This is a genomic window from Lactiplantibacillus sp. 3062, from assembly GCF_055413545.1.
Genome location: NZ_JBVAYE010000013.1, coordinates 1 through 16468, shown reverse-complemented (window position 1 = coordinate 16468; position 16468 = coordinate 1). Strand labels below are relative to the sequence as shown.

Here is a 16468-nt window from a genome sequence, read left to right as displayed (position 1 = left end):
GTGGACAATGCTCAGTAGCCAAATTATTCTTAGCTTGAAGTGGTCTGCTTCCGGCTTAGAATAAGACTCGTATTTGAGATGACGCGGGTTATGCGTTAGCTCAAATCGACGTCGGCTGCGTTCCAGCAATTGTCACCCAGCCCCGGAGGTCGGCATAGGACGCACACCGGCTGACGAACAACAATCTAAACTTGGCACGTTTTAATCATAATTCATGAAATATTTACTTGCACAATGCGGATCGATTACGAATCATACTAAAGTAACGAGTACGCCGCCAATAATCACTTTAATCACGTGCTTCATGACTATCCTGAATTCGTTTGAACATCCGTTCCATGTCTGAATTCGTGAAGTGTACCGTCACCGGGCGGCCATGTGGGCAATTGAACGGATTCTCGCAGGTCGGTAACTTGGCTAATAACGCGCGGGCCTGCTGATCATCCAAATGGTGATTGGCCTTGATTGCCCGTTTACAGGACATCATGATAGCTGACTTTTCCCGAAATTGGGCGACCGTCAACTTATCATCCTGTAAGAGCCAATCAATCATTTCACGAATCGTATCTTCTTCTTGCCCAGCTTTGAACCAGGTCGGATGGGCATGAACAATGAAGCTGTTGCCGCCGAATGATTCCAGATGAATCCCTAATTCTGCTAGTAACGGCAATTTTTCCTTGATCTTTAAAACATCGCTCGTCGGATAATCTAAAATAATCGGAACCAATAAATTTTGTTGATCCGCACTAACCTCACCTATCGCTTGGCGATAATATTCATAGTTGATTCGCTCCTGGGCCGCATGCTGATCCAAAATGTACATACCATCATCCGCCTCAGCTAACAGATAAGTCCCGTGCATCTGACCAAGATAGCGTAACTGTGGAAAACGTTCCGTATCCGGCGCTTCACTAGTCGGCGCGCTTGCAGCCGTGCTGGTTTCTAACGGTTCAGCAGTTTCACCAAAGGGTAAAGCGCCTGATTCTGACTGGTAACGCTGGTCAAATGCTTGAACTGGAGTAGCTGTCAGTTCGTCGCGATGGCTAATCATAATCGGCGGGTTGGCAGAACTTGCCGCTGATTCTGACGGAACAACCGCACTAACTGCTGCACGGTTTACCGCTGATGGCTGTGCTGAAGTAGTACTTACCATGGTCGTTGCCGAGCTGGGCTGCATGGTTGCCGCTGCCAGCGAGGCTGCAAACTGCTCAGTCGATGCCGGCGTTGTCTTATCCGCTACTTGATACTGTGACGAAACGGCGTTCAAATCCATCGCCAGCTGGTCTGTATTTAGATGTTCACGCCGATGGCTGCCAAGATTGGTCAATGCTGACGGAATCAAGTTCACATCCACTAACCGGTCCGTAATCGTGGTGCTGACCAGTTTGGCTAATTCTGGTTCCTTACTCAAACGGACTTCTTGTTTCGTGGGATGAACATTGACGTCCACCAATAAAGGATCCATTGTTAAAGCGATCACCGCGATTGGATAACGGCCGACCATCAACTTAGAACCGTAACCTTTGATGACGGCTTTGGTCAATTGCTGGTTCTTGATAGCACGACCATTAATCAGAACAGTAATATACTGGCGACTGGCCCGCGTCAGCTCAGGTAAAGCCACAAAGCCACTCAATTTAAAATCAGTGGTCGATCCTTGAATGGCAACCATCTTGCGCGCATTTTGGACACCGTAAATACCAGCAATGACTTGTTGTAAGTCACCGCGACCAGCCGTTTTTAATAGCTCTTTCGCATTATGAACTAACCGAAATGCCACCGCTGGATAGCTAAGTGCGATGCGGTTAACCACGTCTAAAATATTCGCTAATTCCGTTTGGGGGGACTTCAAATATTTTAGTCGCGCAGGTGTATTAAAAAACAAATCGGTGACGGTAATGTCCGTCCCTTGCCGCAACGGAGCGGGCGATTGTTGTAATAGCTTACCGCCGCGATAATGAATACTCGTCCCAGTGGCGCCGGTACTCGTATTCATCACCACGTCCGCTACTGACGCAATACTTGGCAACGCCTCACCGCGAAAACCTAAAGAATGGACGCGAAACAAATCTTCACGTGATGTGATCTTACTCGTCGCATGCCGTTTAAAAGCGGTCAGGACTTCAGCGTCATCAATACCGTCACCGTCATCGATAACCCGAATTGACTGAACACCCGACTCTTGCACCAAAATATCAACCTGCGTCGCGTGCGCATCAACAGCATTTTCAACCAGTTCTTTAACGACCGAGGCGGGCCGCTCCACAACTTCGCCGGCAGCAATCTGGTCGGCCAGCACAGAAGATAACTCATGAATTTTTCCCATTTCCATCGGTCCTTTCACATAAAATAATTAAGCTCGTGTCCTGCACGAACATTTTCGATTACCACAACTAGCAATAACTGACTAGTGTCGACCTACCTGTCCGTCAGACGCACCAATAGCTCATCATAACAGCTTATTGCGCTCATTTATGATGAGTTAAAATGCGCCTACTTGCCTAATTTTTGTTGCCATTTATACAGCTGGTTCATTACATCCATCGGAGTCATCGCCATCAAGTTCAACGTCTTCAGCTGTTGTAAAACCTTTTCACCCTTCGCATCCGTCACCGCCGGCTCAGCAAATAACGACAGCTGTTCATCACCGGCTTCAGCGACCGGAGCTTCGGCAACCGGGGTCTCCGATTCTACTGGCTGTGACTCATCGGCGGCCTCAACCGGCATTGAAGCCGCTGTGTTAGGTGCCACGCTATTAGCAGCATCACTAGCAGCAATCGAAGCCGCTGTCGTCGATACCGTACTCGTTTGATTTTCCAAACTCGTTAAAATCTTATTGGCCCGTTCCAATAAACTCGTTGGCATCCCAGCCAACTTGGCAACGTGCACCCCGTAGGACTTATCGGCGGCCCCGGGCTCAACTTTATGCAAGAAGACGAGCTCGCCATCCTGTTCAGTCGCACCCACATGCACGTTTCGTAACCCGGATAATTCTTGATCTAACGCGGTCAACTCATGATAATGCGTCGAGAACAGTGTCTTGGCATGAATATGGTTATGCACAAACTCAATAATTGCTTGGGCAAGCGCCATGCCATCGTAAGTCGCCGTCCCCCGGCCAATCTCGTCAAACAACACTAGACTATTGGCTGTCGCATGTTGCAAGGCATTATTGGCTTCCTGCATCTCCACCATAAACGTACTTTGACCGGAAATTAAGTCATCCGTGGCACCGATACGTGTAAAAATTTGGTCAAAAATTGGAAGTTGCGCTGATTTAGCCGGTACAAAACAACCAATTTGCGCCATGATGACCGTCAATGCTAATTGACGCATGTACGTACTTTTACCGGACATGTTAGGACCAGTAATCAAAAGGACCGTCTCATCAGGTGACATTGTCACGTTATTTGGGACGTAACTCTGGTTGCCCATCACTTTTTCAACGACCGGATGACGACCATCAACGATCTTCAAATCATGTGATTTAGTTAATTTCGGTCGAACAAAGTGGTAATCTTCACTAACGACGGCGAAACTTTGCAAGACATCAATTGCTGCGACCGCCTTCGCCAATGTTTGTAGCCGCTGAATTGCCTTTTTAACCGTTTCACGAACCTTTGTGAAGAGTTGATACTCAAGATCCGTAGAATGGCTCTCAGCTTCTAAAATTAGGCTTTCATGCGATTTCAGTTCAGGAGTACTAAAGCGTTCAGCATTCGTTAACGTTTGCTTACGTTCATAGCGGTCCTTCGGTAATTGGGCCAAGTTGGCCTTCGTGACTTCAATATAATAGCCGAAGACCCGGTTAAACCCTATCTTAAGATTCTTGATACCGGTTGTCGCCCGTTCCTGGGCTTCCAACTCAGCAATCCATTTTTTCCCATTATTCATAGCATCCCGATATTGATCGAGTTGCTCGTTATAACCATCCTTGATCACACCACCGTCCGTTACTGACAAAGGCGCGTCTTCAACGATTGCCGCGTCAATCAAATCCGCAACGTCTTCGACTGGATCCAGCTGATTAACTTCATCATTAAATACCTGCGTATCTAATTCCGATAAGATATACCGAATCTTTGGAATCTGACGCAAGGATGTCTTGAGTTGCACTAAGTCACGCCCATTCACGCTACCAAAAGCCACCCGGCCAGCTAAACGCTCCAAGTCATAAACTTTAGTCAACTCTTCTTGTAAGTTACTACGTTCAAAATAATGATCTAATAACGTCGCAACCTTATTTTGACGCGTTTCAATATCGGCCTTCACAATCAATGGCCGGTCGATCCACTGCTTTAATAGTCGTCCGCCCATCGCCGTCTTAGTTTCATCTAATAGCCACAGGAGAGTTCCCTGCTTTTTACCAGTTCGGATGGACTTCATTAATTCCAGATTATACTTGGAATTATGATCGAGTTTCAGGAAGTATGACGGCTCATAAGCGATCGCCTTTTGTAAGTGCGCGAGGCTCCGCTTTTGAGTCACCGTAATATACATCAATAACCGTTCCACGACCTGTTGTTCCAAATCGACCGTCAAGTCCTGAGTCAAGTAGCTCAATTCAGCCTGGGGGGTGACGTTATTCTGCTCTGAAATTAGAATTCCTAGCGTCTTAATTTGATCGCGCAAATCGCTAGCAACAGAGTCGTCAACCACAATTTCTTTAGTTTGCAAGCTGGTCAACTCGTTAATTAGGGTATCGTTAGTCGTTAAGACACTCGTTTTTAGTTCCCCAGTCGACAAGTCGGCGTACGCAAAACCATATTGTTGATCACGCTGAATCAGCGCAGTCAAGTAATTGTTCGTCTTAGCTTGTTCCGCGCCCCGTTCCAACGTCGTACCAGGTGTCACGAGCTGAATCACTTCGCGTTTGACCATGCCCTTGGCTAATTTGGGATCTTCCATCTGTTCACAAATAGCGACTTTGTAACCTTTATCTACTAAAATATCAATATAATTTTGCACGGCTCGATGGGGAACCCCACACATCGGTATAGGGTTTTCCGCCGAATGATTCCGCGTCGTTAAGGTCAACTCTAATAACTGAGCACCTTTAATCGCGTCATCAAAAAACATTTCATAAAAATCACCAAGTCGGTAAAATAAAAACGCATCGGGATATTGATTTTTAACTGCAAAATATTGACGCATCATCGGTGTATCTTTTGTTTTCTGTGGCACGCTTAATCCTACTTTCTATCGTAAATCTTAGTCATCAAAATATGGGTGGTCCGGATTAATCAAAATCCGGGCAATCTTTTTCGCCCGACCACTCTGACCATCAACGTCGATCACACAACCCGACAACACTGCCGGACTATCCTCTTGCACGTTGAAACGGGTCGGCATTTGTTCCAAGAAACGCTGAATAACATTCTCACGGGTCATTCCTAAAATACCATTATACGGACCCGTAAAACCAACGTCACTTAAAAAGGCCGTCCCATTTGGCAATACGCGTTCATCACTCGTCTGCACATGGGTATGGGTGCCAACTACCGCACTCACCTGACCATCCAAATACCACGCCATGGCTTCTTTTTCACTTGTCGTTTCAGCGTGAAAGTCGATGAAGATGTTAGGTGTCTCTTCCCGCAATTGCTCGACCAATGGTTGGACAGTCGTAAAAGGATCCGCTAAATTTTGCCCCATAAAGACGTTTCCTTGAAGATTAATCACGGCCAACTTCACCGTATTGACCTTCACGATCGTATAACCAACCCCCGGAGTCGTCGCTGGCGGAAAATTCAACGGTCGAATCAACTTCTTAGCACCATTAATAAAATCAAAAATTTCATTATTATCCCAGGTGTGGTTGCCCATCGTAATGACATCAGCCCCCGCAGTCAAGATGTCCTTATACACTTCCTGATTAATGCCGCGGCCGCGGGTGGCATTTTCCCCATTAACAATAGTAACTTGTGGCTTGTAGCGCCGTTTTAACTTAGGTAAGTACGTGGTGACCGCCGTTTGGCCGACATTGCCCATGACATCCCCAACAAATAGAATTCGCATAGATTGCTCCCTTGTTTTAACGTTATACCAATTATTTTAGCATTATTTAGCCTTGAAAACGTGATTGAATTCTGCTGGCAACTAAAAAAATGAGCTTAGGTCAAGACCTAAACTCATTTCCCGGTTATTTAGCGTAATCCACTGCTCGAACTTCCCGAATAACCGTAACCTTAATATGACCGGGATATTCAAGTTCATTTTCAATCTGCTTTTTGACATCGTGCGCCAAAACCGTTGCCTGTAAATCAGAAATCTCGTTTGGCTTAACGATGACTCGAATTTCACGACCAGCTTGAATCGCATAGCTCTTCTTGACGCCATCCTCATTATTAGCGATCGCTTCCAGCTTCTCGAGCCGATGAATATAATTCTCCAGCGACTCACTCCGAGCACCTGGCCGGGCGGCTGAAATTGAATCAGACGTCGCAACCAACACCGCGATAATCGACTTAGCTTCCACATCACCATGATGGGAGGCAATCGTGTTAATCACGACGGGGCTCTCTTTGTACTTCGTTGTTAATTCCACGCCAATTTCAACGTGGGAACCTTCGACCTCATGATCGACGGCCTTACCAATATCGTGTAATAATCCTGCGCGTTTCGCGAGTGTAACATCTTCACCAAGTTCAGCGGCTAAAACGCCCGCTAACTTCGCAACTTCAATTGAGTGATTCAAAACATTTTGACCATAACTGGTCCGATAATTCAGCCGACCAACAAGCTTGATCAAGTCAGGATGCATCCCGTGCAATCCTAAATCAAAGACAGCTTGTTCACCAGTTTCACGGATCTTTTCGTCCATTTCCTTACGCGCTTTTTCAACCATTTCTTCAATTCGAGCTGGATGAATCCGCCCATCTTGAATCAGCTTTTCAAGCGCGATCTTTGCGATTTCACGACGAATCGGATCGTAACCACTTAAAACGACGGCTTCTGGCGTGTCATCAATAATTAAATCAATTCCCGTCAGCGTTTCCAACGTTCGGATGTTACGACCTTCCCGACCAATAATCCGGCCTTTCATGTCGTCATTCGGCAAAGAAACGACCGAAACCGTGGTTTCAGAAACCATATCGGCAGCACTTTGCTGAATCGCTTGGACAATTAAGTTTTTGGCTTCTTTTTCAGACTGCGCTTTCACTTCGTCCGTATTTTCTTTAATTAACACGGCCCGTTCATGCGTTAATTGTTCGCGCGTTTGGGTCAAAATCTGATCGCGAGCTTGTTCTTGCGATAAGGCGGCGACCCGTTCTAACTCAGCTTGACGTTGCGTGATTAGTGAAGCTGCACTTTGTTGCTGTTGTTCAACGCGTTTTTGCTCATTGGCAATCTTATCTTCTTTTTTACCTAAAGCATCCTCGCGCTTTTCAAAAGTATTCTCTTTGTGATCTAAAGTTTCTTCACGTTGAAGCAACCGGTCTTCTTGCTTTTGAACTTCATTCCGACGTTGCTTTAACTCCGTTTCAACTTCAGCCCGGTAGCGATGACTCTCTTCCTTAGCTTCAAGGACTTTTTCTTTCTTATGAGTCTCCGCTGCCCGTTTGGCCTCAGAAATAATACCTTCGGCTGTGTTCCTGGCAACGTCCAATTCTTTTTCATGGACGTTCTTGCGTACATAGTAACCAATCCCATAACCGACAACAATTGCGATGACTGCGAGGATTATACCGAAAACATTCATGTTTCCACCTCCGCACCACCAAAATCCAGTTAACATAAAATCAACTACAAATTTTCAGATGTTATATTTTGATTATTTACACACTTGTTATTCTAATGTTAGAAACGAATAGTGTCAACTTAAAGTCTTATGGCAACCGCTCTCTGCAGGCTACTTTTGTCGTGCAAACAAGCTAAGTATGTACAAAAAACGCCCAAAATAAATATTTTGGGCGTTGCATAACAAACTGTCTATTTTTCGGTTGGTTGGTCGCCGAGATCGAGAGCAGTTTCCGCTGGTGTCGCTTTAGTGGACTTACTTTGACCCTTACTGCCATTCTTAGCAGTTCCCTTATCCTTAGCTTCTTTGGCCTGATCATCAGTTTCAGACGTTTCTTCACCAGTTGCATCCATACCATATGCATCACGAACCTTTTGGCGAATCTCCGTCATGACATCAGGATGCTCGTCCAAATACTTCTTGGCATTTTCACGGCCTTGACCAATGCGATCGTCACCATATGAATACCAAGAACCACTCTTCTTAACAATATCCTTTTCAGCAGCCATATCAACAATTTCACCAGTTTGTGAGATACCTTGACCATACATGATATCCACTTCGGCACGCTTAAATGGCGGTGCAACCTTGTTCTTAACGACTTTGATCCGGACACGGTTACCAATAATATTGGTTCCTTCCTTGATCTGTTCTGCCCGCCGTACTTCCAAACGAATCGTGGCGTAAAATTTCAAGGCCCGACCACCAGGAGTCGTTTCAGGATTACCAAACATCACACCAACTTTTTCACGAATTTGATTGATAAATAACGCGATTGTCTTGGTTTTGTTCAATGTCCCTGATAACTTCCGGAGCGCTTGTGACATCAGCCGCGCTTGTAACCCAACGTGTGCGTCACCCATTTCACCTTCAATTTCGGCACGTGGCACTAAGGCCGCCACCGAGTCAACAACTAAAATATCGACCGCACCACTGGAAACTAAGGCATCTGCAATTTCAAGCCCTTGTTCACCAGTATCTGGTTGCGAAAGTAACAGGTCATCAATGTTGACCCCTAGGTGTTCCGCATAAACGGGGTCTAGTGCGTTTTCAGCATCGATATAGGCCGCCGTACCACCCTGCTTTTGAACTTCAGCAACCGCATGTAGTGCCACGGTCGTTTTACCTGAACTTTCAGGACCGTAGATTTCCACGATCCGACCACGTGGGTAGCCGCCGACACCCAACGCGTCATCTAAGGCCAACGATCCACTTGAAATCGTTGAAATAGTCGTCTGGGCAGCGTCACCCATCCGCATAATCGCCCCTTTACCGAAATTCTTTTCGATCTTTTTCAGGGCAGTATCTAGTGCTGCTTTCCGTGCATCAGCCAAATTATTTCCTCCTTTGGTGCTCGTTTCTAACTCTTAATATCATAGCTGTTCAAAGTTAGAATTGCAAGCAAAAAGCGAACAAAAGTTCGTATTATTTTTTTAAGTCCGTATCTTCATTCAATGCATGTCTCAATAGGTCTAACCCGGCCATCACACTGCGTTCCCGAATTTGTTGTCGATTACCAGCAAAATGGTACTGCTTGGCCTTCACGGGTCGATCACGGTAAGCAAGACCAATCCATACCGTTCCAGCCGGTTGACCTTCCAAGGTTCCTGGACCGGCAACGCCTGTAAAACTGATACCAACATCAGTATTTAGCTGCTGCTTAGCACCACTCGCCATGGCCTTAGCGGTCGCTTCTGAAACCACGCCCTCAGCGTCAATAATTGCTTGTGGAACGTTCACTAGCTGATGTTTGGCCTCATTCGCATACGTTACAAAGCCGCCCGGAAAGATTGCGGAGACCCCGGACACACTGCCGATGGTACTCTGAAACAGCCCAGCTGTTAAGCTTTCCGCGGCTGTAATACTCAGCTTAGCCGCAATCATTTGATTAATAACAGTAGTAACTAACGAGTTATCGTCTCCATAACCGTAAAAGTACGGCCCAATGGTAGCCTTGATCTGGTGGTCAACTTTGTCGATCATTCCCCTTGCAGCCGTTTCCGTCATAGCTTGGGCACTTAATCTGAGGGTAACCTCGTTAGTCTTGGCATAGGGTGCAATCGTAACCGCCTGCTGTTCATCAATCAAGGGTTGCAACCGGGTCGCCAATTCAGACTCACTGATGCCATAAAAACGCATCACTCGCGAATAGATTTGGGCTTGTTCCCCATATGCAGCTGCCAATTTCGGTTTTGCCTCAGAATCAAACATTACGGCTAACTCACGGGGTGGACCTGGCAATAACAAGAAATCAGCACTATTTTCTGACTGATAAAACGCACCAACAGCCATTCCGTTATGATTAGTCAATGGTTGCGCGCCTGCCGGATACAATGCCTGTAATCGGTTGTTGGCCGTCATTACTTTGTCATTAGTGGCAAACCAGGCCGTAATTTTTTGCATTGCTGCCTGATCTTCAACCAAGGCAACATTCAAATAATGCGCGAGCGTCTGCTTCGTCAAGTCATCCTTGGTCGGCCCCAAACCACCCGTTAAAATAACTAAGTCATTCCGCTGGGCCGCAATTTCAATGACGGTCGACAAACGTTGCCGATTATCACCAACCACCGTTTGATAATAGCTATCAATTCCTAATTCGGCCAATCCACGTGCGATGTACGTACTATTCGTGTTCGTAATCTGACCCAGTAAAATCTCGGTACCAACCGCGATTATTTCTGCTTGCATGCCATATATGCCTCCCCGTAATCCTATCGATTACACTCAGTGTGGGCGCGATGATTAGCGTCCTACATTAAGTATATACGAAAATGACGATCGACCCCATTAAAAAGATTAGCATTTTCAAATACCTTCATTTGACATAACCTGCCAACGCGACTCATCGTTAAAATTATCGACTGACAGGAGTCATGATTAATTAATAAGGGCAACACGTTAATGGTATACAAAAACGTCTCACCGAATGCAAGACTCGGTGAGACGCTCATGATTAATTTTATTTGAAGCCATCTGCAAACACGTCACGATTCTGAACAAAATAATCAATGCCAGAATAAATAACGAAGAATAAGCAGATATATAACATAATTGCCGCAAATGGAATGTGGATTGCCGCAAATAAGACATTGTTCAGCAGCAGGAAGATGATGGCAATCATTTGTGTCGTTGTCTTAATCTTCCCGGGCATAGCAGCAGCCATCACTTTACCATTATTTTCAACAATCAATAATCGTAACCCCGTTACCGCGAGTTCACGACACATGATAATGGCAACGACCCAATCAGGGGCCGCATTTAACCGAACTAAGATGATGAACGCGGTCATTACTAACATCTTATCTGCCAGTGGATCCGCAAACTTCCCAAAATTCGTAACCAAGTGTTGACCCCGGGCAATCTTGCCGTCCGCTAAGTCAGTTAATGACGCAACCGCAAAAATGACAGTTGCAACCACTTGGGTGACTGGAATTGTTGTTCCAGCCCACACAACCTGTCCCCAACTAAGGGGTAACACCATAATAAGAATGAAAACTGGAATCAGAATAATCCGAAACACCGTTAATTTATTAGGTAAATTCAAAGCACCCGCCTCCTCCGCAACGTTATTTGATGGTCAAGGTAATCGTCCGAACTTGTGACGTACTGTTCTTCGGATTAAAATTGAACGCCTTACCATTGATTGTTACGGTCGTGGCAGTTGCGTTCCCAAACTGGAACTTAACCGTCGTAGCATTACTTGGTAACGTTAATGTATGTGAGCCATCCGCCTTTAGCGTTCCTTGCCAAGTCTGAGTACCGTTAGTCGTAACGGAAGTCCAAGCAGCCTTAGTAGACTTGATGACCACTTTGTTCTTATCCGCACCATTCGTCAAAGTATAAGCCGTATCGCTACTGCCGTTAGCCTTGATTGTTTGTTCCTTGGCAGAAGACGCTTTAGAACTAGACTTTGCTGATGAACTAGCTTTCGACGAACTCGATTGCTTCTTAGAACTCGAAACTTGTACAGAAGAACTGTCCGCACTCGTGCTAGAGCTTGAACCAGCGTGCGTGCGAACCGCCATAAACCAAATAAATAACAAAATCAAAACCACAATGGCAGTGACGATGATCGTTGGTAAATAGTTACGTACGCGACTCGCTGGTGAAGCAGGTTGTTCGCGACTAGCAACCCGGGTAGGTTGAACTTCATCAACATTTTCAACGATGGTTTCAGTATGAACACTCGGTAATTGGTCTCGATATTCTTCTAACAACGCGTTACCATCTAAATCGACAGTTTCCGCATATTGCTTAACAAACGCCCGAACGTAAAAATCACCGGGAAGTTTATCGAACTGTTCATCTTCGATTGCAATCAAATAGCGTTTCTGAATCTTGGTGATTTGTTGCAAATCATCAATTGTGAGGCCTTTCGCTGTCCGGGCAGCCTTTAAGCGCGCCCCAATCGTTGTTGTTTCTTCGTTATTTTCACTCATTGACTTTTTCTCCACCCTAAGTCTATTTTCAAAATCTTACGGTTAATAGTATATCACAGCAACTAAATTTAGCAGCCCCATGACCATTAAATTTCAGATTTCCTTAACTCTTTGCTTGTGGTCGAATCTGGTATTCACTGATTGCCTGAGAAGTCAATAATTGTTCAGCAACCGTCTGCAAGTCTGCAAGGGTCAACTGAGCAATTATACCCGGTTCATCAAAGATTGTCGCCGTCCCGAATAGCCGTTGATCATACCGGTTCGCGATTGCCTCCAAGGAGTTCGCCATGAAGACGACCCGCCCAATCATTTCCTTCTTGACTAATGCGAGTGCTGCTTCCTGACCAACTACAGCCGTCCGCCAGTTTTCTAGCACATCAATGATGGCTGCATCAAACTGGGCTGGATCATCCGTTTCACCACTAAAAGTGACAAAATTAAATCCAGACTGTAATTCGAAATCATAACCAAACGTATCATCGATGATACCCTGATCATATAATCGCAAATAATCTGCTGACGTATCGCCAAACAATAATTCTAATAAAACGTTAACCGCTGCACGGTACTTCAAAGCAGCAGCCCCCGCTTCAATCGGCAGCAAGCCTTTGACACCAACGATTGATTTGGCCCGATTGACTGGCATATCAATCGTCCGATAAGGAATAATGTCATGTCCATCCGTTGCGGTTTCAGGAATCTTACGTTCAATCGGTTGAAAGGCAGCAAATTTTTTAGTTGCTTGATTAGTCGTAATCCACCCTAACACTTCGTCTGGATCAAAATTACCAACCACAAATAACGTCATGTTCTCAGGATGATAGAACGTCCGATAAGCGGCGTACAAGTCATCAGCCGTTATCTTAGCAATCGACTCAGTCGTCCCCGCAATATCATATTGTAGTGGGTGGTTCGGATATAGATTACCAATCATTCCGAAATACAGGCGCCAACTTGGATCATCATCGTACATCTCAATCTCTTGCCCAATAATGCCCTTCTCCTTGTCAACTGTCGCTGGCGTAAAATACGGATCTTGAACAAAATCTAAGAGGGTCATGAGGTTGTCCTGCAGGTGCCGGGTAGCTGAGAACAAATAGCTCGTCTTCGTGAAGCTAGTGAAGGCGTTCGCGCTCGCCCCGTACTGACCAAAAATTTGAAACGCATCATGGTCAGCCTTCTCAAACATTTTATGTTCCAGAAAGTGGGCAATTCCATCTGGGAAGCGTTGCATTTCAGTACTTCCGGCTGGAACAAAGGTATTGTCGATCGAGCCATAGTTCGTTGTAAACGTTGCGTACGTTTTGTGATAACCGGCCTTAGGTAACAACGTCACCGTCAGCCCATTATCCAACTGAGCTTGATAACAACTTTCTTTAAATTGATCATATTTTTTTACTTTCATGCGGTTACCCCACTCAAGAAGAACCCATTATTAAGGGTCACCATCTTCGCGACTGCAATGATCTGTTCACGCGTCACACTTTGAATCTGCCGTAGCCATTCAGTATCCGTAACGCGTTGTTGCGTTAAATCATCGATCAAGGCTTGCACAGCGAATGTCCGTTGACTATCCAAACTGGACTCAAAATCGTTGATCAAGCCCAGCTTCAGCTGTTCAACTAAATCATCCGTAAAATCACCGGCTTGAATCGCCGTTAATTGGGCCGCAATAATTGCTAACACTTGGTCATGATTTTTGCCATCAATCCCAGCTTGCACCTTAAGCACCCCACGGAAAGTATCCAATGAGCTGCTGGCATAGTAAGCCAGACTCGCCTTTTCACGTACATTCATAAACAATTTAGACAGCGGTGACCCACCAAATAGTTCGTTGAAAACCAAGGCCGCGTAATAATGATTGCCACGATAAAAGACTGGCAAATCATAACCTAAATTTAGCTTTGCTTGGCTGAGTGCCTGTTGTTCACTCACTTCGACGTACTGGTTTGTATTATGATGTTGATAAAATGGCCGTGGGCGCCCCGCCAGTCGATCCTCAAAACCAGCTTGTTGCCACTGAGCTAAAACGGCCGCCTCATCAACGTCACCCGTCACGATAATATCGATTTGATCATTTTGGATCATCATTTGATAATAGTCGTACAAACCTTCCGCAGTGAGGGCTGCCAAATCACTCGCCGTACCGTAACTTGGCACTTGTTGCGCAGGTTCGTCCGCAAACAACGCCGTATTTAACTGCTGTGCAGCATAATATTGCTTATCATCAGCGACCGACATAATCGCCGCTTCCAAATTCTTTTTTTGGCGGTCAAACGTCGCTTGATCAAACTGACCGTCCGCCACTAGCGGCTGTAAAACGACTTGTTGTAAAAACTGGATGGCCTGATTTGTCAGTGGCTGATCCGTTGCCAAATACCGTTCATTCGCAACGGTGATGGCTAATTGCAAGTTATGCGTTGGTCCCTTACGACTAACACCCGCACCAAACGCAGCACCATACATGGCAGCCAATGCGTTGGCTAACGCTCGCTGATCTGGATAATCACGAGAACTTGTTTCTAATAAATTCGATAGTAGCGACCGCTGAGTAATTGTTTCACGTGCAAGCGGTGCCCGAAAATTGATAATAATCTGGTTGGTTTTAAATTGATGACTCTGAACCGTCGTCAATTGGACCCCTTTTGCTAACTGAGTTTGCAACATGTTTCCTCCTTGCATATGTAATAAATAATAAGCGAAAGGCCGGATTGACGCAACTTTCCGTCCTATTGTTTTTTTTATTTTCAGATTATGGTCGCCAAAATGATTATTTTCACGATTAAATTAAATTCTCGTGAGTGGCAATTAACATTGCCAAGTCGCGATTTGTCTGCTATTCTTTTCATTATTGATAAAATTAAGGAGCGGTTAATGTGAAAGTAATTAAATTTGGTGGCAGTTCCCTTGCTAGTAGTCAGCAACTGCAAAAAGTCCTCGCGATCGTTGAGGCTGATCAAAAACGTAAATATGTGATTGTATCGGCACCTGGTAAACGGTTCGATGGCGACACCAAAGTCACTGATTTACTTATTCAATATGCCCGTCAAACGATCCATCATCAAGATACGCAAGCCGTTACCGCAGCTATCATTGACCGTTATGCAGAAATCGGTCACGGGTTTAACGTTCCCGAAGCACAATTGACTCCGATTTTTGAAACGATTCGCAACTTACCAAAACAATCATACGCCGACAACACCTACTTGATGGCAGCTTTCAAAGCGCACGGCGAACGTCTCAATGCGCAACTGGTCGCCGCTGTTTTTCAACAAAGCGGCCTCAACGCTCGCTACCTTGACCCTAAAGATGCGGGAATGGTCGTTACGGACGTTCCTGATGACGCTCAGATTATCAAGAGTAGTTATGACCAGCTCGCTAAGTGGGCCAACAGCGAACAAATCCTAGTTATCCCCGGATTTTTCGCCTACAATCGTAACGGCCAAATTTGTACCTTTTCACGCGGTGGCTCCGACATTACTGGCGCGATCATCGCTCGGGGTGTCCATGCTGAACGTTATGAAAACTTTACCGATGTCGATGCAATTTACGCGGTCAATCCTAGTTTGGTCGCAAAACCAGCGGCCATTAGTGAAATGACGTTTACTGAGATGCGCGAACTTTCTTACGCTGGCTTTTCTGTCTTTCACGACGAAGCGTTGATTCCAGCAATCGAAGGCAACATTACCGTCAACGTCAAGAATACGAACCATCCCGAGGCTCCGGGAACTTTGATTCAGTCAACTCGCGAACCCAATCCCCACTACCCGGTGACTGGGATTGCCAGTTCTTCTAGTTTTTGTTCACTATACTTACGTAAGTATCTGCTCAACAAAGAAGTTGGGCTGGGCCGTAAAATTCTAACGATTTTAGAAAATCATCATATTAGTTATGAACACATGCCATCTGGGATCGATGATTTGACCATCATCTTTGATGAACATCAGTTGACGCCCGAATTAGAGAAAACGTTAGTTGCAGAAATCTCAGCGGCCATCAATCCCGATGAAATTTACTTTACGCACGACTACTCAATCTTAATGCTCGTTGGCGAAAACATGCGCAACCGCGTCGGCATCATGTCACGTGCCGCCACCGCATTAGCCAACGACAATATTAAATTAATCATGGTCAATCAAGGCGCATCCGAAATTTCTATTATGTTCGGTGTACACGACAATGATGCCGATCAAGCCGTTATTGCGTTATATAAAGAATTTTTCGATTAACCCATACGAGGCTGTGACATAAGTCTCTAGAAACAAAGCAGGTCTGGAAAAATCTTCGA

General features: G+C 45.5%; 11 protein-coding genes. 1 reads left to right on the top strand and 10 read right to left on the bottom strand.

Annotated elements, in window-relative coordinates; translation table 11 throughout:
* Window positions 1-289: 289 nt before the first annotated feature.
* From mutL to yfmF, 10 genes are all read right to left on the bottom strand, one after another.
* Window positions 290-2326 carry a DNA mismatch repair endonuclease MutL gene (gene mutL / locus ACWQAU_RS13555; RefSeq protein WP_003644637.1) on the bottom strand — a complete coding sequence of 679 codons (2037 nt, stop codon included), beginning with the start codon at window positions 2324-2326 and terminating at the stop codon, window positions 290-292.
* A gap of 167 nt (window positions 2327-2493) precedes the next feature.
* Entirely contained in the window at window positions 2494-5184 is a 2691-nt protein-coding gene (gene mutS, locus ACWQAU_RS13550) for a DNA mismatch repair protein MutS (RefSeq protein WP_003641507.1), read from the bottom strand.
* Window positions 5185-5211: 27 nt separating this feature from the next.
* Window positions 5212-6018, bottom strand: coding sequence for a TIGR00282 family metallophosphoesterase (locus ACWQAU_RS13545; protein WP_003641506.1), 807 nt, complete (start codon window positions 6016-6018; stop codon window positions 5212-5214).
* 124 nt (window positions 6019-6142) lie between these two features.
* The gene (rny, locus tag ACWQAU_RS13540) at window positions 6143-7702 is read right to left on the bottom strand and encodes a ribonuclease Y (protein WP_003644638.1); all 1560 of its coding nucleotides are present in this window, start codon (window positions 7700-7702) and stop codon (window positions 6143-6145) included.
* A 230-nt stretch (window positions 7703-7932) separates the two neighbouring features.
* Window positions 7933-9075 carry a recombinase RecA gene (recA, locus tag ACWQAU_RS13535; RefSeq protein WP_003641504.1) on the bottom strand — a complete coding sequence of 381 codons (1143 nt, stop codon included), beginning with the start codon at window positions 9073-9075 and terminating at the stop codon, window positions 7933-7935.
* Window positions 9076-9166: 91 nt separating this feature from the next.
* Window positions 9167-10429: a competence/damage-inducible protein A gene (locus ACWQAU_RS13530; RefSeq protein ID WP_003646118.1), complete on the bottom strand. Its 1263-nt coding sequence runs from the start codon at window positions 10427-10429 to the stop codon at window positions 9167-9169.
* Between the two features lie 271 nt (window positions 10430-10700).
* Window positions 10701-11285 (bottom strand): CDP-diacylglycerol--glycerol-3-phosphate 3-phosphatidyltransferase, encoded by a 585-nt coding sequence (pgsA, locus tag ACWQAU_RS13525; RefSeq protein ID WP_003641502.1) that lies wholly within the window; start codon window positions 11283-11285, stop codon window positions 10701-10703.
* Between the two features lie 22 nt (window positions 11286-11307).
* Window positions 11308-12180 (bottom strand): helix-turn-helix domain-containing protein, encoded by an 873-nt coding sequence (locus ACWQAU_RS13520; RefSeq protein ID WP_003641501.1) that lies wholly within the window; start codon window positions 12178-12180, stop codon window positions 11308-11310.
* Window positions 12181-12283: 103 nt separating this feature from the next.
* A complete protein-coding gene (gene yfmH, locus ACWQAU_RS13515; RefSeq protein ID WP_027821956.1) occupies window positions 12284-13585 on the bottom strand; it encodes an EF-P 5-aminopentanol modification-associated protein YfmH in 1302 nt (433 codons plus the stop codon).
* The gene (yfmF, locus tag ACWQAU_RS13510) at window positions 13582-14847 is read right to left on the bottom strand and encodes an EF-P 5-aminopentanol modification-associated protein YfmF (RefSeq protein ID WP_003644641.1); all 1266 of its coding nucleotides are present in this window, start codon (window positions 14845-14847) and stop codon (window positions 13582-13584) included. Before yfmF ends, yfmH begins: the two co-directional genes overlap by 4 nt.
* Before the next feature lie 209 nt (window positions 14848-15056).
* Between yfmF and ACWQAU_RS13505 the strand changes: the two genes are divergently transcribed.
* The gene (locus ACWQAU_RS13505; protein ID WP_003646116.1) at window positions 15057-16409 is read left to right on the top strand and encodes an aspartate kinase; all 1353 of its coding nucleotides are present in this window, start codon (window positions 15057-15059) and stop codon (window positions 16407-16409) included.
* The last annotated feature ends 59 nt before the right edge of the window (window positions 16410-16468 follow it).